The organism is Aeromonas sp. 3P (genome assembly GCF_051919745.1).
Taxonomy (GTDB): Bacteria; Pseudomonadota; Gammaproteobacteria; order Enterobacterales; family Aeromonadaceae; genus Aeromonas; species Aeromonas veronii.
This window is the reverse complement of record NZ_JBQBED010000001.1, coordinates 459,450-480,593: the sequence shown is the minus strand read 5'-3', so window position 1 is coordinate 480,593 and position 21,144 is coordinate 459,450. Positions and strand designations below refer to the sequence as shown.

Annotated in this window: 23 protein-coding genes; 9 read left to right on the top strand and 14 right to left on the bottom strand. The window is 54.1% G+C overall.

The window, feature by feature from the left end; translation table 11 throughout:
- From pabC to ACTG19_RS02100, 7 genes are all read left to right on the top strand, one after another.
- Window positions 1–807 (top strand): aminodeoxychorismate lyase, encoded by an 807-nt coding sequence (pabC, locus tag ACTG19_RS02130; RefSeq protein ID WP_113739562.1) that lies wholly within the window; start codon window positions 1–3, stop codon window positions 805–807.
- Complete coding sequence (gene mltG, locus ACTG19_RS02125; protein WP_162628389.1) at window positions 797–1,798, top strand: endolytic transglycosylase MltG; 1,002 nt, start codon at window positions 797–799, stop codon at window positions 1,796–1,798. Before pabC ends, mltG begins: the two co-directional genes overlap by 11 nt.
- Window positions 1,798–2,439 carry a dTMP kinase gene (tmk, locus tag ACTG19_RS02120; protein ID WP_005345536.1) on the top strand — a complete coding sequence of 214 codons (642 nt, stop codon included), beginning with the start codon at window positions 1,798–1,800 and terminating at the stop codon, window positions 2,437–2,439. Before mltG ends, tmk begins: the two co-directional genes overlap by 1 nt.
- The gene (holB, locus tag ACTG19_RS02115; protein ID WP_113739561.1) at window positions 2,424–3,371 is read left to right on the top strand and encodes a DNA polymerase III subunit delta'; all 948 of its coding nucleotides are present in this window, start codon (window positions 2,424–2,426) and stop codon (window positions 3,369–3,371) included. The genes tmk and holB overlap by 16 nt, the downstream gene beginning before the upstream one ends.
- A gap of 25 nt (window positions 3,372–3,396) precedes the next feature.
- Complete coding sequence (locus tag ACTG19_RS02110) at window positions 3,397–4,176, top strand: TatD family hydrolase (protein ID WP_100653773.1); 780 nt, start codon at window positions 3,397–3,399, stop codon at window positions 4,174–4,176.
- A 373-nt stretch (window positions 4,177–4,549) separates the two neighbouring features.
- On the top strand, window positions 4,550–5,491 hold the full coding sequence (locus ACTG19_RS02105) for a site-specific integrase (RefSeq protein WP_419178071.1): 942 nt from the start codon (window positions 4,550–4,552) through the stop codon (window positions 5,489–5,491).
- A gap of 87 nt (window positions 5,492–5,578) precedes the next feature.
- Window positions 5,579–5,926: a DUF3653 domain-containing protein gene (locus ACTG19_RS02100; RefSeq protein WP_439988668.1), complete on the top strand. Its 348-nt coding sequence runs from the start codon at window positions 5,579–5,581 to the stop codon at window positions 5,924–5,926.
- A gap of 513 nt (window positions 5,927–6,439) precedes the next feature.
- Here ACTG19_RS02100 and ACTG19_RS02095 read toward each other — a convergent pair.
- The 12 genes from ACTG19_RS02095 to ACTG19_RS02040 form a co-directional block, all read right to left on the bottom strand.
- Window positions 6,440–6,877 (bottom strand): hypothetical protein, encoded by a 438-nt coding sequence (locus ACTG19_RS02095; protein WP_439988667.1) that lies wholly within the window; start codon window positions 6,875–6,877, stop codon window positions 6,440–6,442.
- A 142-nt stretch (window positions 6,878–7,019) separates the two neighbouring features.
- On the bottom strand, window positions 7,020–7,256 hold the full coding sequence (locus ACTG19_RS02090; protein WP_439988666.1) for a hypothetical protein: 237 nt from the start codon (window positions 7,254–7,256) through the stop codon (window positions 7,020–7,022).
- A protein-coding gene (locus ACTG19_RS02085) for an IS3 family transposase (protein ID WP_439988665.1) occupies window positions 7,253–8,415 on the bottom strand; the annotation gives its coding sequence in 2 pieces (ribosomal slippage) (window positions 7,253–8,160 and window positions 8,160–8,415; 1,164 coding nt in all). Before ACTG19_RS02085 ends, ACTG19_RS02090 begins: the two co-directional genes overlap by 4 nt.
- Window positions 8,416–8,423: 8 nt before the next feature.
- A complete protein-coding gene (locus tag ACTG19_RS02080) occupies window positions 8,424–9,611 on the bottom strand; it encodes a zonular occludens toxin domain-containing protein (protein WP_439988664.1) in 1,188 nt (395 codons plus the stop codon).
- A gap of 1 nt (window position 9,612) precedes the next feature.
- Window positions 9,613–9,921 carry a DUF2523 family protein gene (locus tag ACTG19_RS02075; protein ID WP_323935240.1) on the bottom strand — a complete coding sequence of 103 codons (309 nt, stop codon included), beginning with the start codon at window positions 9,919–9,921 and terminating at the stop codon, window positions 9,613–9,615.
- A 36-nt stretch (window positions 9,922–9,957) separates the two neighbouring features.
- Window positions 9,958–11,400, bottom strand: coding sequence for a hypothetical protein (locus tag ACTG19_RS02070; protein ID WP_439988663.1), 1,443 nt, complete (start codon window positions 11,398–11,400; stop codon window positions 9,958–9,960).
- A gap of 112 nt (window positions 11,401–11,512) precedes the next feature.
- A complete protein-coding gene (locus ACTG19_RS02065; RefSeq protein ID WP_439988662.1) occupies window positions 11,513–11,734 on the bottom strand; it encodes a hypothetical protein in 222 nt (73 codons plus the stop codon).
- Between the two features lie 249 nt (window positions 11,735–11,983).
- Entirely contained in the window at window positions 11,984–12,373 is a 390-nt protein-coding gene (locus ACTG19_RS02060) for a hypothetical protein (RefSeq protein ID WP_439988661.1), read from the bottom strand.
- Window positions 12,366–13,544: a replication initiation factor domain-containing protein gene (locus ACTG19_RS02055; RefSeq protein ID WP_439988660.1), complete on the bottom strand. Its 1,179-nt coding sequence runs from the start codon at window positions 13,542–13,544 to the stop codon at window positions 12,366–12,368. Before ACTG19_RS02055 ends, ACTG19_RS02060 begins: the two co-directional genes overlap by 8 nt.
- 270 nt (window positions 13,545–13,814) lie before the next feature.
- Window positions 13,815–15,019 (bottom strand): IS3 family transposase gene (locus ACTG19_RS02050; RefSeq protein WP_100654772.1). Its coding sequence is split into 2 segments (ribosomal slippage): window positions 13,815–14,701 and window positions 14,701–15,019, totalling 1,206 coding nucleotides; the frame shifts between segments, so codons are not numbered across the junction.
- 152 nt (window positions 15,020–15,171) lie between these two features.
- Window positions 15,172–15,396, bottom strand: coding sequence for a hypothetical protein (locus tag ACTG19_RS02045; protein WP_323935249.1), 225 nt, complete (start codon window positions 15,394–15,396; stop codon window positions 15,172–15,174).
- 271 nt (window positions 15,397–15,667) lie between these two features.
- On the bottom strand, window positions 15,668–15,862 hold the full coding sequence (locus ACTG19_RS02040) for a hypothetical protein (protein WP_439988659.1): 195 nt from the start codon (window positions 15,860–15,862) through the stop codon (window positions 15,668–15,670).
- Window positions 15,863–15,988: 126 nt separating this feature from the next.
- On the opposite strand from ACTG19_RS02040, the gene ACTG19_RS02035 reads away from it, so the two are divergent.
- Together ACTG19_RS02035 and ACTG19_RS02030 are read left to right on the top strand one after the other, a co-directional pair.
- On the top strand, window positions 15,989–16,348 hold the full coding sequence (locus ACTG19_RS02035; RefSeq protein WP_439988658.1) for a helix-turn-helix domain-containing protein: 360 nt from the start codon (window positions 15,989–15,991) through the stop codon (window positions 16,346–16,348).
- 143 nt (window positions 16,349–16,491) lie between these two features.
- Complete coding sequence (locus ACTG19_RS02030; RefSeq protein WP_174218724.1) at window positions 16,492–16,764, top strand: RepB family protein; 273 nt, start codon at window positions 16,492–16,494, stop codon at window positions 16,762–16,764.
- A 226-nt stretch (window positions 16,765–16,990) separates the two neighbouring features.
- On the opposite strand, the gene rsmF is transcribed toward ACTG19_RS02030, so the two are convergent.
- Both rsmF and ACTG19_RS02020 read right to left on the bottom strand, forming a co-directional pair.
- Window positions 16,991–18,421 carry a 16S rRNA (cytosine(1407)-C(5))-methyltransferase RsmF gene (gene rsmF, locus ACTG19_RS02025; protein ID WP_113739558.1) on the bottom strand — a complete coding sequence of 477 codons (1,431 nt, stop codon included), beginning with the start codon at window positions 18,419–18,421 and terminating at the stop codon, window positions 16,991–16,993.
- Between the two features lie 144 nt (window positions 18,422–18,565).
- Window positions 18,566–21,118, bottom strand: a complete 2,553-nt coding sequence (locus ACTG19_RS02020) for an MlaD family protein (protein WP_439988657.1) — start codon at window positions 21,116–21,118, stop codon at window positions 18,566–18,568.
- Window positions 21,119–21,144: the final 26 nt, after the last annotated feature.

Below are 21,144 nucleotides of genomic sequence, written 5' to 3'. Positions count from 1 at the left end.
TTGCTTATCAATGGCATGAAGCTTGATACCATCTCGGTCTATGATCGGGGGCTGGCTTATGGTGACGGTCATTTCACCACCATGGCGGTCAGGGAGGGTCGCGTGTTGCAGTGGCCTGCCCATCTGGCACGGTTGCAGCTGGCCAACAACCGGCTGGGATTGATTGAACCGGACTGGGGTCTCTTGACCCGGGAGGTTGAAAAGATGGTGGCCGACCAGCCACAATGCGTTGCCAAGGTGATCCTGACCCGCGGCAAGGGGGGGCGGGGCTATGATGGCAGCGGATGTCAACACACAACCCGGATTGTCACTCTGGCGCCATTTCCCACTCACTATGGACAGTGGCAACAGGAGGGGATCGAGATGGTGGTGTGCCGCCAGCGGATCGGTGATGCCCCCATGCTGGCCGGGCTTAAAACCTTGAATCGTCTGGAGCAGGTATTGCTAAAAAGCGAACTTGTCAGCAGAAATGCAGTCGAAGGGATAGTGCTTAACAGTCGCGGTTTTCTCATTGAAGGGGTCAGTGCCAATCTGTTTTGGCGTCGGGGCAAGACGGTGTTTACGCCCGATCTCGCCCGCGGTGGTGTCGATGGCATCATGCGCCGCCAGGTGATGGCGATGCTGAAACAGATGAGTATTGAGTTGCGTGTGGTAGAGGCTCCGCTGGAGTCACTATGGCAGGCGGAAGAGGTGTGGCTCACCAATACCCTTATGGGGGTCGTGCCGGTCAATGGCATCGAGGATATTCACTATCCCACTGCGGTATTGAGTCGCCGTTTACAGGAGCGTTTGGTCATTGAAGTTTAATCGGCTTTACACCCTGCTCGCGGGGGCGGCACTGACGGTGGCCGCTGCCGGGGGCTATGTACATTACAAATGGCAACAGGTAGAGACGCTAACCAACAAGGGGCCGACCCGGCTCTTTACGGTGGAGAAGGGCGCCCATGCGGCGCGTCTCATCGCCGAACTGGGGGAGGGGGAAACCAGCCCCTGGGCGGTGCGACTCTGGCTGCGCAGCCATCCCGAACTGGTGGCCATCAAATCGGGCACCTATGAAATCAAGGAAGGGGCCCCTCTCAAGGAGACCCTTTCCCTGTTCGCATCGGGCAAGGAGTTTCACTTCAGCCTCACCTTCGTCGAAGGTTCCCGTTTCGAGGATTGGCAGAAGCAGCTCTCCAGCGCCCCATATCTTGAGCGGTTGACCGTCGAGCAATCCGAAGCCGACCTAGCGCAGGAGCTCGGCATCGAGAATGGCAAGCTGGAGGGGTGGTTCTTGCCGGAAACCTACGCCTATACCACCCATGCCAGCGATCTCTCGATCTTGCGTCGCGCCCATCTGGATATGGAGGCTTTCCTGCAGCAGAGCTGGGAAAAACGTCAGGCTAACCTGCCTTACAAAACGCCCTATGAGGCGTTGATCATGGCCTCCATCATCGAGAAAGAGACCGGCCAGCCGGACGAGCGGGCGCAGATCGCCTCCGTATTCGTCAACCGTCTGCGTCTGGGCATGAAGTTGCAGACTGATCCCACCGTCATTTACGGGGTGAAAGATCGCTACGATGGCAATATTCGCCGCAGCGATCTGACCGACAAGAATCCCTACAACACCTATGTGATCGACGGCCTGCCGCCCACGCCTATTGCCATGCCGGGTAAGGCCTCCATCGAAGCTGCGCTTAACCCCAAATCGACCGACTATCTCTATTTTGTCGCCAAGGGGGGCGGTGCCCACTATTTCTCCAAGACCCTCGATGAACACAATCGGGCGGTTCGTGAGTACATATTGAAGAAACCCTAATGTCTAAATTTATTGTGATCGAAGGATTGGAAGGGGCAGGGAAGAGCTCGGCCGTGCGTTATGTGACTGACTATCTGCAGCGTCACGGCATCAACCGGATCGAGTGCACCCGCGAGCCGGGTGGTACGCCGCTGGCCGAGCGGATGCGGGCCATCGTCAAAGAGGTGCACGACGAGCGCCTCACCATCGAGGCGGAATTGCTGCTGATGTATGCCTCCCGGGTACAACTGGTGGAGACCCGCATCAAACCCGCACTGGCCGACGGTGTCTGGGTGGTGGGGGATCGCCACGATCTCTCCTCCCAGGCCTATCAGGGGGGCGGCCGTGGTATCGATGCCCAGCTTATCGGTGCCATCAAGCAGGCGGTGCTTGGCAACTTCAAGCCGGATCTTACCCTCTATCTCGATATCGATCCTGCCCTTGGCTTGCAGCGCGCGCGCCATCGCGGCGAGCTGGATCGCATCGAACTGGAGCAACTGAGCTTCTTCGAGCGTACCCGAACTCGTTATCTCGAACTGGCCGCCAAGGATGATTCCATTGTGGTGATCGATGCGGCGCAAACGCCGGAACAGGTCAAAGCTGCCATCGAGCGTGCATTGGATCACTATCTGTCGAACGAGCCGCTATGTATCCCTGGCTGATCCCCGACTGGCATGCCCTGAGCCAGACGGCCCAGTCCGGTCGTCTCGGCCACGCCTGGTTGTTGCTGGGCGATCCTGGTCTTGGCAAGGAGCAACTGGCCGAGCGGCTGGCACGTTTGCACCTTTGCCAGCAACCGGATCGCGGAGAGCCGTGCGGCCACTGCCACTCTTGCCAGCTGTTTGACAAGGGCAACCACCCGGATCTCGGCACCATAACGCGCGACAGCAAGACCATCGGGGTCGAGGCCATTCGCGAGATCTGCACGCGGCTGCAGGGCTCTGCCCAGCTCGGCCGTGGCAAGGTGGTGATCATTCCTGATGCGGAGCGGATGACCGAATCGGCGGCAAATGCCCTGCTGAAAACCCTGGAAGAGCCGGCCGGCGACAGCTTGCTGTTGCTTATTGCCTCCCAGGTTTCCCGGCTGCTCCCTACCATTCTCAGTCGCTGTCACAAACATGTCTGTCAGTTGCCTGCGGAAGGGGAAACAGTACGCTGGTTGGCCGAGCAGGGTCATCAGGCCACTCTGGCTCAGGTGCGGATCTGTCAGGGGGCCCCGCTGCGGGTACTCGACTATATCGAGCAGCAACAGGACGGTACTCGCCGCGAACTGCTGGAGCAGTTTGTCGCCCTGAGTCAAAGTCCGGTCAAGGCGACGGCATTGTGCAGCCAGCTTGGTCAGGAGACGCAGGTCAGGTTGCACTGGTTGCAGCTCTTCTTGTGCGATGCCCTGAAAACCCAGGCCGGATGTGGTCACCATCAGCTGGCAATGCCTGATCTGGCCATCTTGAGTCAACGGTTGGCGGAGCAGCACTCCAGCGAAAAACTGCTGGAGGCAGAACAAGATCTGGTTGCCCTGAAAGCGGCATGTCAGCCGGGTCAGCTCTCCAATCCCACCATCTATCTGATGAACTGGCTCAGTCGCTGGTTATAAGTACCGACAAGCAGAAAGGTTTTATATGTTACTCGTTGATTCCCACTGTCATCTCGATCGCCTCAGCTATGGCAGCAAGCAGACCAGCTTGGCTGATGTACTGGCAAAGGCCGCGAAACTGGACGTGGGATATTTTCTCTGTGTCAGTGTGACTCAGGCACAGTTCCCGACCATGCTCGAGGCGATCGCTCCCTATCCCCAGGTATTTGCCTCTTGCGGGGTACACCCGCTCAATCAGGAACCCGGTGTCGATGCCGAGTTGCTGCTCAAGCAAGCTGCCGATCCACGTGTGGTGGCCATCGGTGAGACCGGTCTCGATTACTTTTACTCACCCGAGAACAAAGAGGTGCAGCAAGCCTCTTTCCGCGAACATATCCGGGTTGCTCGCGCGTTGAACAAGCCGCTGATCATCCATACCCGCGATGCCCAGCAAGATACCTTGCAGATCATGCTTGAAGAGGGCGCTGATCAGGTTGGCGGTGTGCTGCACTGCTTCACCGAATCCCTCGAAATGGCGCAAGCTGCGATGGCGATGGGGTTCTATATCTCCATCTCCGGGATCGTCACCTTCAAAAATGCGTCTGCCCTGCAAGAGGTGGTCAAGGCTCTGCCCCTCGACAGATTGCTGGTCGAGACCGACTCGCCCTATCTTGCCCCCGTGCCGCATCGGGGGAGGGAGAACGAGCCCGCCTTTGTGCGAGACGTTGCGCAGTTTATTGCCGATCTGCGTCATATTCCGCTTAATGAATTGGCAGAAGCCACTAGCCGGAATTTCTTTGAACTATTCAAACTGGCGAAAAAATAACACAGAAGCCCCGTTGCTCGGGGCTTTTTATATTTCAAATACCAAGCTGATTACCCACCTGAATATCAACACCGAGCTGTGTTATCTCTCACTTTTCCCTGCCAATTTTACTTTTTCGTTTCTGCCAAACTGGGTTGAATGATATTCCTATGTTTCCTTTATTCAGCGTGGTTAAAGGGCATTAAAACAAGATGTTCTAAGTATCGATAATATTCATTATCAATACTTGATGTATAGGGAAGATCCTGTAAGATCCTCTCAAACTTCATATGAATCATAGAGTTCCGTGGCATTTCCAACCTTGTCCAATCCGGCTCATCAGTCACTGCAGACTGTGTTCGATGCGCAACTAAATAGCCGGGCACGCCGCTTTTTGCGCAGTGCAAAAGCGGATTCCACCCTCAATGCCTATCAGGCGGATACCCGTATTTTTGTCTTCTGGTGCCAATTGCACAGGCTGGATCCGCTGCAAACCACCCATCACGACATCATGAACTTTCTGGCAGATCAGGCCGACGGCGTATTGGCCGACTGGGTATGGCTGGATAAAGAGGAGGGGAAGGGTGAGCTGCGTAACGGTGAACCTCGTAAACCGGCAACCCTGGTGCGGCGGCTTGCCGGGATCCGTTATGCCTTCAAGCAGAAAGGGATTCATCCCATGCCCACCGAGCATCCCGAAATCAAGGAGATGATGCGCGGTATTGTCAGATTGGGAGATAACCGCAAGCGCAAAACTGGCGCCCTGACGTTACAGCCATTGACCCAGGTACTCGATGGCATTGACACCCATGATCTGGCGGGCTTGCGCGATCACACCCTGCTACTGCTGATGTTTAGTGGCGCCTTGCGCCGTTCGGAAGCGGCCCGAATTGAAGTGACCGATCTCGATTTTGTGGGGCAGGGGATCCGTCTTCGTCTCAAACCGAGCAAGCATCAGCTGCATGAAACCGAGATAGCCCTGATCCCGGGCAAACACTATTGCCCCGTGTCGGCACTGCAAAAATGGCTACACAAAAGCCGGATCAGCGAGGGGCCGCTGTTTCGGCGCATGAACCGCTGGGGCCAATTGATGGCCGAACCACTCGGCCCACAGGGCATCAACCTGATGATCAAGCGGCGAACCGGCCAAACCATCGACGATCTTTACGTCAGTGGCCATAGCCTGCGGCGCGGTTTTATCACCTCGGCAGTGACTGCCGGCAAGCCGATGAACAAGATCATTGAAGTCACTCGCCACAAGGATATGCGAACCCTGCAGGAGTACTTCGATGACGCCCATAAGTTCTCCGATCATGCCCTGGATGGTTTGCTTTGACATAACTGCGTCACTGCACAGATTACGTTAAATACGGGCTCAAACTGCGACCCGCTGGAATCCCCCAGTTATGACGGTTTGGATTGTATGGAACGTAATATCACGAAAAATTTCATTTTCCGTTGGTTTGAATGCGGGTTGAGCGTCAAAGAAACAGCTGAACTCTGTTTCGTTTCTGTGACCGAGGTCACATTGTGGGACGAGGGAAAGAAGATCCCCGACATTTACAAGCGAGTGATGCGGATGGCATGCGGGAGAGAGTTGCCGACCATCTTCACGCGATACTGGGAGGGGTGGCGCATGTCAGGCTACCACCTTATCACCCCTGCCGGTTCACAGATGACCCGTCAGCGGCTGGAGCTGATCGATATCATGGGCGCCGACCATTTCAAGCGGTGGCACAACCCAAGGAAGAAATACAGGTACTACAGATAAAGACAAGGGGCCCAAGGGCCCCTTCGTTTTTCATAGGTCTGTGCCCAGGGTAGGCACCGAGAATTCCCCCCGTATTACTACACGGGGGGTAAACAGGCTGGCGCGGTGAGTGTCGCTTGTCTTCGACAGGAGGCACAGGAAGTCGCTGGACGTGCCCCATAGCCTTCGGCTGGGCACTCTATCAAGAAAAGAGACAAACAGGTTTATCAAGGGATTGGGGGCGAAGTGATCCCCCCAATCCCCTGCACAAGGATATAGAGGGGTGGAGTAGTCAATCACTAAATCGGAACCCCACAAGTGGGGCCCCCGCGATTTAGCGTTTGACTAGGAAACCTAGCGGAGCACTAAAGACGGTTTAGCAGGGAAGGGGGTGAGCCTGCATCAGGGAAGCATTCCAAAGAAGTTTCGGCCGACCTACCGCTTTCCCAGAAATGGACAGCAGTGGGCGGCCTTATACTCGCTATGGCCTTCGGCCGCTCGCCAAGAACGACACAAGGCGGCAAAGAGAGAGGGCTAGGAAAGAGAAGCTGAATAAACAGCCTTACAAAGACGATCAAGCTCATCAGCAGGAAGCGCGCGAGAGAGATCAGCTTGCGCAAGCAAAATCTTAAGAGCAGGAATATCAGAACGATTAAAAGTAACTGTTACCGTTTTTTGTGCCTGACGGGCACGGTAACGGGCCTGTTTTTCGGCTGGAGTAAGAGCTTTACCAGTCTTAGGGCGACCAACTGGACGCTTTTGGGGAATAAGATCAAGCTGAGTTTCGGTAACTGTTACCAATTCAAAAGAAGGGCCGCGGCTTTGAGCACAAGCGAAAAGACCAGTAGATTTCATAACCTTCTTTTCCATCTGACCAATAACGATTACCCAGGCTAACTTATTCTCTGAAAGAACGGGATATTGTGTGCCGACTTCAATCCCAAGGCCTGATTTGGTGCAGATAAGTTTCATGATCATTCCCTTGTTTAAGGTAACTGTTACCGTAATTACATTATCGGTCACTGTTACCAAAATAGCAAGGTAATTACAGTAACTGTTACCATTAATTTAATGATGATCGGGTTTCACTTTCCGGTCGTCGCGTCGTCGTCCGCTAGGCCGCTCCCTCCTTGCTTCCTCCCTCAGCCGTCTCCTTGGTGGTGAACGGGTTCATAAGGGCTGGAGTAGGCAGGACAGAAGCCTTGGGCTCTTCGTACTTGGTAGGCTGACAGAAGATGGTGACAGACTCGCCGGTCTCTACGTTGTAGAGCTCGGCTTGGCAGTAACGCTTATAGCGAACGGCATAGCCCATGGAGTAGAGCTCATCGTTGTTGGTGTGTGTAGTGGTCAACTAAATCCGGACACTTGGTTAGGCCGTTCTTCGGCTTTTGCTGGCGGTATCCCGTCATTGTGTTGATGTGGACGCCGCCAGTTGTAGTAATCCATCAGGTAGTAACTGATATCCCGCTTCGCCTCTCGCAAGTTCATATATCCCATAGCCGGGAGCCACTCTGACTTCAGGCTTCTGAACAACCGTTCCATCGGGGCGTTATCCCAGCAGTTGCCACGCCGACTCATACTCTGGGTCATGCGATAGCGCCACAGTCGTTGCCGAAATGCCCCGCTGCCATATTGGCTGCCCTGGTCAGAGTGAAACAGCACGCCTGACGGACAACCTCGTTGCTGATACGCCATCTCAAGTGCTTTGATGGCAAGCTCTGCATCTGGTTTATCTGACATCGCCCAGCCCACGACCCGCCGGGTGTGCAGGTCAAGCACCGCTGCCAGGTAATGCCAACGACCACCTGCCCAGACGTAGGTGATATCGCCACACCACACCTGATTGGGTTGCTGGACATCAAATTCGCGGGCCAGCAGATTGGGAATGTCCGGTCGTTCAGACTGTGCCACCTTATAGCGGTGTGCGCCCGGCTGTTTGGATACCAGCCCGGCTTCCTTCATCAGGTTACGTACTTTGAATCGACCAATCTGATACCCCAACTCCCGCATCATCGACATCAAGGCGCGGCTGCCAGCCGAATCCCTGCTCGCTTTGAACAACCGGCGCAACTCAGAGCGCTGTTGCATGCGCTCACGGTTAATCGCCCGCCTACGGGCCAGATAATCGTAAAAACAGGAGGTGGGAACATCGAAAGCGCAGCAGACCAAGGTGATGGGGGCTTGCTCCCTTAATCGGTCTATCAGCGCGTACGTGTGAACTCGTCCGCCATCAAGAGAGCAGTAGCCTTTTTTAGAATGTCCTTTTCACGTTCGAGCCGGTTGATACGGGCTTCCAGCTCCTGAATTTTTTGCTGCTCCGGAGTCAGTGCTTTGCCGATTGGGGTTGTGCCAGTTCGTTCGGATTGCAGTTGCTGAACCCAGCGACGGAGCACGGTTTCACCGACATCCAGTGAACGGTTGGCTTCAGGGACAGAATATCCCTGGTCGAGCACCAGGGATGCAGCTTCGAGTTTGAATTCGGCAGTAAATGAGCGACGTAATCTTGTCATTGAACACCTCAGGTCATGGTGGCGACTGTACCACCTAAAATGGTGTCCGGGATGATTAGACCACTACAGTGGTACTCATCGCCGTCTTTGGTAAACAGGGCGATGGTGATCACGCCGTTCCCCTGGGTGTCGAGTGATTCGCCGGTAACGTAGACGGCCTTGGCATCATAAGGGTTCACAAAAATAGGCTTGCGAGGAGGTATCTTGTCAGGGCGGCCAGTACCCACATTATCAGGAAGATCCGAACCAGCTTGAACAGCCACATCAGGATCTTTTTCAGGAGTTGCCACAGTCGACTTACCATCGATCTGAGCATTGAGCTTGTCGGCCTCAGAATAGTTGTATATAGCGAACCCACCAAAGACCAGCATAAGAAACGCATAAAAATAAAAGAGGGGTGAGCTGAAAGGGCCTTTAGACTGACCCGATTTCGTATGCTTGCCGGTCTGGGTTGATTTGTAGAGGAGGAACGCCGCCAACGGTACTTTCTCACGATATACCGGAGAATTCGCAGCGGGAACACCATTCGAACGCGGATTATGTTCATATATCCTCGGTTTACGTCTGTATAAGAAAAAGGAGTCCTTATTAGATTGAGCCTTGGCTAATTCGGCACAACCACGAACCATTGGGGAAATATCGTTAATATCAGGGGTAACGCAAACAATATCCCAGTTGAATTTACGGTGACGTTTAAAAGCACCGTTCAAGGTTTTGGGATAAATAACGCGGCCATTATCATCAAATAATAATGAACCCGTATCATCATAATCACAGGATTCGAACTGTTCAGGCTTACAGGCATCAAGAGCCGCGTAATAATCCTCAATTAAGCCGGGAGGTAATTGGTCTTTGTAGGTCTCAATCGGCTGGTAATCCAAGTCGGATTCCTTCCATGACTTGTCAGGGTAAATATCCTGAACTTCGTCCATGAGAAGAAACGAGCCGACAGGGGCCCAGTGAAACCAGCGCCGCCAGAGGCGCAAGGCGTCATCGTGGATGATATTGATACGGTAGAGACGAGTAGAGTCTGGAAACTTCTCTCCGAGCCGTTTCTCGATGTCCTCGAGGGGATAACACCCCTCAAGGTTGGTGATACAGATACGGCCTTGACGAAGGGCAGGAAGCAGGTCATACCAAACAGCGGAAGCGGACTTGTAAGAGCCATTAGGCCCGTGACGAATGACGACGGCCATATCACCACCCCAAGAAGTTCAGAGCAAAGCGAGTAACAATGGCGTGAAGGATCATGTTCAAGCCATCGACCGCGCCAGACTGGAATAGGAACCACTGGATAGAGGACGGTAACGAACTCATAAGCGGCTGGAGGATGCCGGATATGTTGAAGTCCTGGAGGATCTGTTGGGCAATGGAATAACCCAGTTGGATCATCATGATCTCACCCTCAATCTTGAGGTAGAGACCAATCTCGACCACGTAGGCAAGAGTTCTGGACACGATATAAGGGACTCCATCCGTAAAAAAGGCATGGATATCCACCATCATTCCCGACACCCAATTTATGAATTCCGTTATCATAATTCATTTCCTATTCGCGATGATGTAGACCGCATACAGCGCACAGATGAAGAGGACGATAGCAGCAAGGCCCATATCCAAGATCATCTGAAACGCCCCCATACCGAACGGCATAGCCGTCCCGTGCATATTCAACGTCCACTCATCAGGTTCACCGGATGCAGAGAGTTCGGTGAACTTGATAGAGGACTGAAATTCAGTGCTCAGGTCTTTCATCTTCTGGATGGATTCGGCCTGTTTCTCTTTGATTTCTGTAAACGAGGATTCGGGAATAACGCTTTCCCAGAACGCACCGGAGCCGGAGCCAGGAACAAACGGGCCATCCCCTGTTTCTTCCTCATCGAGCTTGTCGGAGATCTTGTCGAGAGCGTCCTTGATGCCGTCGAGCTTGCCGTTGCCTTGGGCCTGAAGGGATGCAGAGGCACCACCACCGCCATGGCCACTATTGTGGATGGCGTTCTGAATATCCTTGGAGATATTGGAAACGAGCTTGCCGGTTGCGACGTTCTGCTCGGAAGAGGCCTTAATCTGTGCGTTGGCGGAGTCGGCCACTACCTTGGCTACATCCTTGAGCGTGGTCTCACCATTTGTACCGGTAGCGTTGGGCTGGACTTGAGTACCGGTTGCACTGGAGGCTGCACCGGAAAGATCACCCATGGCGTCCTCAGTACCCTCAGAGGTGTTTGAGTTATCTACGGGAGGGGCATCACCGTTGGATGATGTATTGCTCTCAGAATCGAGCGTAGGCTCAGGACGAACGACAGGACAATTAGCACCGTTAAAAGTAAAGGAGCCAGTCCAAGCACCAGTAGAAAGCTGAACACCACCACCAATGGTCTGAATAGAGCACTGGCCATAGCATTTAACCTCACCAGCTGTAGATCCAACAGTTGGGCCAGCCTGAAAGAAGTATTGACCGGAATGAGCAAGGCCAGCAGCTGCGCCACAATTTGAGACACAAGTTTCTCTGCCATCGGAAGTAACACGAATAATTGCGCCCTTCAAACAAACCTTTGGCGGTATCTGACAAACCTTGGAGCCATTTAAATCAATAGGACCAACAGAGTATTCGGGATTACCATCGGGAGGGCAAATAAAAGAAGAAAAAACAGAAACAGCCCAAAAAGACAACGTACCAACAGTGCCTTGAGGAGGATTCCAACCATCAGAACGATATTTTCTTATAGGAGCAGTAAAAACATGATAACCCTGTGAATTCTTTCCTGAATAAGAGAAGCCGCCTGTCAATTCCCAAGAGCGGTTAGTACCTGAGCCAGTATTAGAAGAAACGCATGCATCAAATGTAGAGGCACCATTATTGGAGCCATTAAAATAACAAAGGCCGGATTTTGTTTTATCAATATCAGCGGATTGTTTAGCAGGTAATGATGCAACAGCAAATGAAAGCGATGGAATGAGAAATAAGAGGGCGAAGATCCATTTCATAAAAAAAAGGCGGGTTTCCCCGCCCCCTCGTGTTATCCGGCATAGACCCCTGACGTAAAGCCAAGAACGAAGCAGAGGCCTACAGCCGTTGCCCAGAGAAGGGCGGAGAACATTACTTACGAGTCCAGGACAGGACAGCACCGATACCGAAGGTCAGCAGGGCCAGAGCGACAACACCAACCACAACAAGGTTGATATTGCCTTCAGCAGCGGCCTTGGCAGCGGCGAACTCAGTCGCGATATCCACGGCGAACGCAGAGGAGGAGGCGACAGCGGCGGAGGTGACAACAGCTACCGGAGCAGCGTACTTACGAACCATGTTACGGATTTTCATAGCAATATCCTTTTGAGTGAAATCAGTGTTTACCGAGCCAGCGAACGATTCGGCCAAGGCTGTGACCGGCAAAGAAGGTCAACAGCATGAATCCGAGGTACTCATTGGCGAGGTTCTTATCAAATTCTGACAAAGCGCCTACCTGTGCCCGATATTGGTCAGGGGTAACAAGCACATATCCCGTGCAAGAGCTCAGAGCGTCTTGAGTGACGATGAGATCCCCGGTACCGGAGACAAGTAGGCAGCTCATCAGAACTTACTCACGGACTCAGACTTATCGTCTTTGCCAGTGACTTTGGCAGCAGGGCCGCCAAATTCGTCTTTGACCGGTTGATCAGACTTGAAGCCGACAACGATGTTCTTGGAGAAATCGCGCGGGTCAGACTCAAGGATCAAGGTCACAGGAACCAGCTTCGGACAGACAGCCAGGTGAGCCAAAACGGTTGGGTCGTTCTTGACTGGGAACTGTTTGGACTGGAATCCCCAGTTGGTGATGTTGCACTCGGCCATATCCACGTTCGTGGCCGGCACGATGTATTCGAGCTGTGCGAAGTCATAAGGCTTGGGTGAACCGCTTTTACGGGACACACCACGACCGTGGGTGACGCACATAACAATGACGTTTTGGATCTCAGACATGGTTGTACTCTCCGGTTAAAAAGCCCTCTGCTTTGGGCACAAGAAACAATGAGCAAGTACCGTCCAATATCTCTGGCGGTAACGGCATCAATAGTCGGGATGGAACATCGTCAGGTGACAAATGGCTGGTCAACTGTTTGATAATTGATTCAGGTTTCAAACCTTCAACCGTGCTCATGTAATTGACAACACGACCGGCAAGACGGGCCATATTGGCAATTGCGTTATCACGGGACAGAGCAAACTTGTTCTTGAACGTGGTGACACGGACAGGCTCTACCGGCTTGGCAGCCTCAGAAAGCTGTTGCAGCCACACGGCGAACTGGGGATAGAGACCAGCAAAGTAAGGGTCTGGGTTGATCAGCACATCGAGCGGTATAACGCGGTCTTTGCTGTGCAGTTCACCCTCAGCCCGGACCCAATCAGGAAACTCAACGGATGAAAGTTGTTTACCTTTTTCATACATCCGGCCGCATTTACCGTTGATACGAGAACCGATGTAGAGAGAACAACCGGCATTGGCAATCATGCCAAAGCGCTTGGCCAGGCCCTTGACGACTTCAGGGATGAGCTCGAACTCACCGGCTTCTATCTTCATCCACTTGGGAGCCATGCCGCGCTGGGGATGGAACCCGCCAGCCTTGGCGGCCTCTACGGCTGATCCGTAGGAAATAAATCTTCCATGATAATCGTCGAGTGCCAAATCAACCCGAGTAATCCGAACACCAGGAATACGGGCCAAGACGCGATGCAGAGCACCAAAGTCAAGAGCATCACAGCCCATACCGGAGAACGAGACGAAACAGCCGTGATTAGCAGCACCCCAAGCAACCAATCCTGCTGGGATTCCGTCAACGAGGATATCTCCTGAACTTGAATAACCGTGCACACCGCCACGACGAGGGCGAATAGCAAAGCGAGGCGCAGGAATAGGGACGCCGATTTCATGATTAAGCTCATCAAAGAAGATCTCCAGTTCTGAGCAGCACAAGGAATCAAGGAATTGAATTCCGTATGCATGAATCAAATCGTTGTAGGCATCCCAGATGGTGCCTTCTGGATTGAGTTCCAGTTCTGAAGCGTCAACCAGCTGGCCGAGGACGGCTTTGAGCTCTTTGTTCAAACGGCGGTTAGCGTCGTCCTTGTAACCACGGCGAATGTTGGCTTCCATGGCTTCGTACATGGAAGCAGTGAGAACGGCGCGGGCACCTTCTACAGCTGCGTTAGGGATAGAAACGTCAACAAGAGCGCGAGGGTCATCGCGACTAGGGACGGGTCGTACATAGATAAGCCCCTTTTCAGTTGGCAAAGGCTTGATGCGACTCAGCAAGTGATGAGTGTGCTTATCGAACACCGGAATAGACTTGAGAATGGCACCTTGCTTGGCAAGGCCAGCAATGCGCTTGGATTTGACCCCATAGGTCCAGACACTTTTTCCCGCTTAGGGTTGTGATACCCGACTGCGCAGAAATTCCCGTGGTGAACGGTATCCCAAGGCGCTGTGCGGGTGGTGCTCGTTATAATGCTCAAACGCGATAGCCAAATTGCCTACCGCTGTTCGGCTATCCGGTTTTGGCATCATCTCGATATAGTCTCGCTTCATCGTCTTCACGAAGCTCTCCGCTATACCGTTACTCTGTGGGCTTCTCACTGCTGTCGTTCTGGGCTCCAACCCGATTTCTCGTGCAAACGCGCGGGTCTCATGGGCTCGATACGCCGAGCCATTATCAGTCAGCCACTCCACCGGTGATGCCGGCAACGAATCCCCAAAGCGACGTTCGACAGACCTCAGCATGACATCTTGCACAGTGTCACTATCGTAACCCCCAGTACTGGCCGCCCAGTCCAACGCTTCCCTATCGCAGCAATCCATGGCGAACGTGACACGTAGTTTTTCACCGTTATCGCAGCGAAACTCGAAGCCATCTGAGCACCACCGTCGATTGCTCTCCTTGACGGCAACACGCCCCTTATGTGCCTGCTGGGCCAATGGTGCAGCTGGTTTTCTTTCCAGCAGCAAGCCATGTTCGCGCATGACGCGATATACCCGCTTAGCGTTTACCACAGGTTGTTCTGTTGCCTCAGACTGACGCCGTAACAGCGCCCAGACCCGGCGATAGCCATAGGAGGGAAGCTCTGCCATCGCCTCCATGATACGGCCAAGTAAGGCTGCATCATCACGCTGGCGATGATGACGACCATCTTGCCAACCCGGTTTTCGATGAACACGAACGGATAGCTGCGCACGCGATACATTAAGAGCCTGGCTCACAGCACTTAATCGTCGTCCCCCGGCAACAAGGGCGCATGCGCAATCCATTTTTTTGCTCGACCATACTCCACGGCTTCTTTGAGGATCTCGTTCTCCATGGTCTTCTTCCCGAGCAGACGCTGAAGCTCTCGGATCTGCTTGATGGCAGCAGCCAACTCGGAAGCAGGAACAACATCCTCACCGGCGGTGATCGCCGTGAGAGACCCTTCTTGGAATTGCTTACGCCATTTGAAAAGCTGGTTTGCGTTGACGTCGTGCAAGCGAGCAACATGAGAGACGGTCATCCCGGGCTCAAAGGTCTGCTGCACGATGGCGATCTTTTCTTGTGGAGTCCGGCGTCGACGGCGCTCGGCCCCTGTTAACACTTCGACCATCTTCTCGTTGTGACTAGTACTGAACATAGCTCCAAGACTACCTCTTAAGTTAAGAGGGGCGAAGTGTCTGGATCTTCAAGGGGCCAATCTAGCGCTTGATGACTTCTGGGCTCCAAGTGAAGGAGAGAAAGTCATGCTTAACGAGTTGGGCGTTATGACCAGTCATCGAAAAACACTCCTTGCTCATAGAGAGCTGCCCAGGTGCTTTCGGTGACTTCAACAAAGTCAAAGTCGGTGTCGGGGTAGTTAAAAGAAAGGTAGTTGGCACAGGACAGCAGAGAAGGAAACATCTCGACCTGCCCGGCAATACTGGCAGCAATCCAGCCGGTGGGCTCTTGTTGCCAGTAGAGGGTGCGTTGAATGGTCGGAGTAGTCATAAATCAAGGTCCGGATCGACAGAAACACAACCGTCAACATGGCCACCAATACAACCACAATAACGACACTCATAAGGGTCAAGATCAGCATCAGGGCCATAATCACGGGAATAAACACAAACCCAATCACCAACGGCAGGGGATGAAACCTGTGGGGCGTAACAAGCAGATCCGTTATCAAAGTCAGTCTTCCCACAGTGAGGGCAAGACTTAGATTCAGTAGAAGGCTGAATAGTCATGGCGTGACCCAAAAGGCCTGACTTAGAAGTAATCATTGGGAAACTCCAGCATCAGCGTTGAAATCAAGTTCACGGTCGGAAGGGAAGGGAATTGCCAGATCAAACAGGTCGTCGGGATAGTCACCCTCAACAATGCCCATGGAACCACAGTCACGGCAGCCGTCGCCGTTGCACTCAGGGCAAACGTGGTAAACCGGTGTTATCTGCTGTAGGGTCTGGCGTTCCATGTCATTTGCTCACTAAGTAGTAAGTTCGAATGATTTATAAATGAAGCGCTAACTTATTACAACGTATGGAATGTGTACCGAATGAGCTGTGGTAAGATCGATTTGACAAGCAGATGAGGAAAGAAAATGGACTCTAAAACGTTGATGGAGGCCTACATGAGGGCCAAAAACTACACGAGTTACGCGCAAGTGTGCCAAGACCTTGGTTTTAGCAGTGCATACATAGCAGGAATAAACAAAGGAAGAGCGCAATTCACTGATGAGACTGCAAAATTTCTAGCAGAAGGGGCAGGGCTGGATCCGTTCGAAGTAATAATTTCCCTGAATGCAGTAAGAGCCAAGACTCCAGAGATGAAAGAGACATGGTATGGCATCTTAAAAAAATACTGCGCAAGCACGGGAACCGCGCTAGCCGTGACTTGCATGATGGTCGAAAGCGCTAGCCTTAGTGGGTTGGTCACTGCGCATATTCATTTTTTATGTTAAATGATATCTTGTTGATCTGATGATATATTTGTCTCGCAAGCCAACAGCCCAAGAGGGAAGGGCCATCTTCCAATTTATAATGGCATGTCATGAGAGATAACAAATCCGGAAATGGAACATCGCAAGGACATATGAGCCAAGAAATGACAGGGCGTGAAGTGCAAGAGGCGGGGCCACAAAACAATGCCGAGCGGCAGCGCCAACATGTAAAACGCAAGCAAGAGACCCATACCAGACTGCAATGCTGGATCAGCAATCGCCACGCCGAACGATTGGCCGCACTGGGTCTTCATCTCGAAGACAGTCAGGCATCACTCATCGAGCAGGCGATCGATCTGCTCTACCAACATGAGCTGGGTAGAGAACCTCCGTTTGAAAACAGAGTCGCCACACAGGTCGAAGAGACCGTTGAATAGACACAAGAGTGAAGTAACAGCGATACGTGAAGAGATAAAAAAAGCCAGGTACGAATTCCTTGTACCTGGCATAGGGGAATTGGCTCCTTGCAGAGCCGTGCGCTAACTGGTGTTCGGATTGCCTTAAGCTTAGACAAGGCTCAAGGCTTTTCAAGATCCGAAGAAAAGTTCAACCAGAGTGTGGGTATTTCAGACTCGTTCAAGTGCTGATGCACCGAACGACCCGCTACGCATTGAACAGATTGTTGTCACGCACCAGCTCGCGGGGGAGGGCATTCTTGACCCGACTCCCCACCCATTTCCCCATGCCCAGGGTATGCCCCTGATAGCGGACGATCACCTCGCCAGTGCCAACATCCTGTTCTGGCCAGACATCCCGCCCCATCATGAATTCCCGCGCATTGGCGCTATCAAGCTCAACCACGCCCTTGCTCGCTTTATCGCCATAGGCCAGTGCCCACTCATGAGTGAGGCGATAGCCTTTCTTGAAGGTTTCGGCCAACTTGATGCCGATGCGATCGAAACGCAACTTGCCCTGCACCTGATCAAACCGCTGGGGGAAGAGCCAGATCTCGTCATTGCGGCCAAACAGCAGACCCTGTGGTGCCACCCCGAAGTTGGCTTCAATCTCGCGCAACATGGGTTCCGCCTCTTTGGCAGGAAGCGGCGCAAAGGGGAATCTACCCAGCTTGCCCGGCTTGAACATGGTGTTGTGAACCGAGTGATGCTTGCGCAATCTGGCGACGAAAAAGCCTTCACTGTCGAAGATCTGGGGCCAAACGTGCAGGTATCCCTCGGATGTGCAGGCCTGCTCTGCATGAGGGAACAGGTCTGCCAGCGAGTCAAAACTCAAGGCATCGCCAAACTTGTCCAGCAGGGATTGGCAAACCGCTTGGTTCTCCTGCTCACTCAAGGTGCAAGTGGAGTAGACCAGTACGCCACCCGGTTTCAGGGCATGGAAAGCGCTCTCCAGCAACCCTTGTTGCACCGCCGCAATCTCGTCGATGCTCTCGATACTCCAGTTGCGCAGCGCATCTTCATCCTTGCGCACCGTACCTTCACCGGAGCAGGGGGCATCAAGCAGGATGGCATCGAAGGTCTCCGGCAACCACTGGCCAAATACCTTGGCATCAAAATGGGTCATGCCCACATTGGTCACGCCGCAGCGCTGGATATTGGCGCTAAGCACTTTCAACCGGCTGCTGGAAAACTCGTTGGCAACCAGCATCCCCTGATTGTTCATCAAGGCGGCTATCTGGGTGGTCTTGGAGCCGGGGGCCGCCGCCGCATCCAGCAACATGCCATCCGCTTTGATCTTGTCGCTGGCAAAGAGTGCCGTCACCGGCAGCATGGAGCTCGCTTCCTGAATGTAGAAGAGCCCGCTCAAGTGCTCGGCGGTGTTGCCAAGTGGGACGGTTTCATCGCTGCGGGTCAGCCAGAAGCCGGTATCACACCAGGGGACAGGGTCAAGCTGCCAACCCAGTGGCTCCATCAGGGCGACGAAATCCGAGACGGCGATCTTCAAGGTATTGACCCGAATGCTGCGGCGCAGCGGACGTCGACAACTGGCCACAAAGTCATCCATCGAGAGATGGGCCGGCATGATGGCCGCAATGTGGCGTAAAAAGTAATCGGGAAGGAAGGTGTTGTCGTGCACTGTGCCGTCTCGTTGACCGAAAAAGAGGGGCGATATCCTACCACAAGGCTAAGAATATTCTGAATCTGAACCCTATCAACAGGCACCGGAATATAAAAAAGCCCGGCACTGTGCCGGGCTTGGATGAGATACAAAGGGAAGAGATCAGGGCTGGATACGCGGACTCCACTCCAGCCACTCTTTCTCGGCCTTGCCGTAGAGCGGATAGCTGTGTCCTGCCTTGACGGTTGGACCCATCTCTTTCTCCGGCGTATTGAAAGCAATGCCGCCAGCCAGCAGGCTCTGTACTGTCTCCACTTCGATGGTGCCGCCAGTCAGGCCGATATCCGCCTTGACCCCGGAGACATTCCAGAAACGGGAGTTGGCCCGCACCAAATGGGCATACTCCTGATCGACGTTAACGTCGATCACCACCTCGCTACCATCCCGAGCCAGTGCCACCTTGGTGACACTGCCCACCACCATCTTGCGAAACAGTAGCGGGCTGCCGACGCTCAGGCCATTGACGGAGGGGCTCTTGAGGGTCAGGGCCAGACCCACCGGGCCGACCTGACTCAAGGGGAAGCGATCTTTGCCAGCGCCTTTACCGGGTTGTGCTTCTACAAACGCCCCCTTGATCAGGGTATCGAGGTGAGCGACACCGCCCAGCCCCAGCTTGGCCTGCACCAGAGTAAAGCGGGCACCGGACTGCAGGAAACGCTCGGCGTAGTGGCCATCGAGCTCTGCCTTGAAGATCACCTGACCCAGTGACGGCTCCAGCTCGATCTCTTCAATTTTGCCGATATCGACACCGCGATAGCGGATCGGGCTGCCAATCCCGAGCCCCGGGTTACTCTCTGCCACCAGTGACAGTTGGCGCACCTTGGCCTTGGCTTGCTCCCTGGAATCGAACAGTTGATGGCTGCTGCGGCCATTGGCCAGCCGATCGAACTCGATGGCGCCGCGCAGCAGGGTACCGAGGTTGCCCACCTTGACCTGCACCCCATCGACCCGCACCTTGGTGTCGATGGCCGGTTTTTTCCAGAATTGGGGTTGCTGGGCGAGGAGGGGAGCATAGACTCCATCAATCTCGAGTTCGATCTCGACCCCCTCTTTGGCGGCGCGCAGCTGTTTGACCTTGCCCGCTTCCAGCCCCAGATAAAGCACTGGCGAGCCAATGCCAATGCCATCGGCCTGATCTGCTTTGAGCAACCAGCGCTGCGGCTTGGCATCACGGGTGCCGAGCAGTGCCAGCTCCTGACTCGGGTAGAGACGATTAATCCGCTCGCCACTGCTGGCTTGCACCAGCTTGATCCCGCCCCCCAGCCAAGCACTGGCCGGACTGGTTTCTACTTTGATGCCACTCAGATCGGCATCAATCTGCAACGGGGCGGCGCGATAGAAGCGAGCACAATTGAGCAGATGGCCATAATTTGGCGCCATCACCAGCTCGATGCTGGCATTGCCGCGCGCATCCAGGGTGAGCTGGCTGATACGGCCCACCTGAAATCCCTTGTACCAGACAGGTGCATCCTGATTGAGCCCTGCCAGATCGTCAGCCTGCAGCGTCACCTTGGTGCCGCTCTGGGGCGCGCGATCGGTCAGGGTCATCTTCTGTACCGGTTTGCCCGCCACATAGTCGAGGCGAATGGCCGGGCCTGAGAGCAGGCGATCTGCATGCTGCACGCCGGTCGCGGAGAGGGAGATGCTCTCCCACACCAGTTGGCTCTTGTCGGTAATGCGATAAGCCTGCTCCGGGTTGATCAGCGCTGTGACCACCCGGCCTTTGTCGGTAAGGCGAATGGGGTCGACACGACCAATCTCGATCCCCTCATAAAGGATGGGCATCCCCTCCTTGACCGGAAGATCGCCAGCCGCAATGTCGATACGCGCACCGCGCGCCGCTTCCGCCAGCCCTTTATAGAGGACGAAGGTCTGTCCCTTCTCCGGCTCTGGTGAATCTTTGGGTGAATCAAAGGCAATGCCGCCGCTCAGAATGGAGGTGAGGCTGCCTGCCTCCACGCTCACCCCGGCCAGACTGAAGGAGCCCTTGATGCCACTGATGTTCCAGAAGCGGGTATCGGCTTTGACCAGATGCTCGAAACGCGGCTCGATCACCAGATCCAGAATGACGTTCTGGTTGTCCTGACCCAGGCGGGTATTGATGACGCTGCCCACCTCGATACCGCGGAAATAGAGCTTGGCGCCAATCCCCACCGAACCCAGCGAATCGGCGGTCAGGTGCAGCATGCGACCCTGAGCCTGATAGCCGGGAGGAGGGCCCTCCAGTGCATCGAAGGTCTCCTCCAGCGGATTGCTTTCACGCCCCGGTTGCAGGTTGATGTAGTTGCCGGAGACCAGGGTATCGAGGCCGGAGATCTCGGTGAGCGACGCCTTGGGGCTCACCAGCCAGAAGTCGGATCCCTTGCGGATCAGCGGTCTGGCACGGCTGTCAATCTTGGCCATCACCGCAATCTTGCGGCCATCTTCAGCCAGCTCCAGCTCCTGCACCACGCCGATGGCCACCCCCTGATAACGAACCTGGGTTTTACCCGGCAAGATGCCGTTGCCCTGGGCGAAGTTGATCTGGATAAGCTGGCCACGGCTCAATACCTGCTGATAGAGAAAGCCACCTGCCAGCAGCAGGGCTATCAGGGGTAACAGCCAGACCGGCGATAACCAGCGGCGCTTTTCGATGACGGGTTCAGCCCCGATCATAGTGACTCCTTATTGGCTGGATTAAA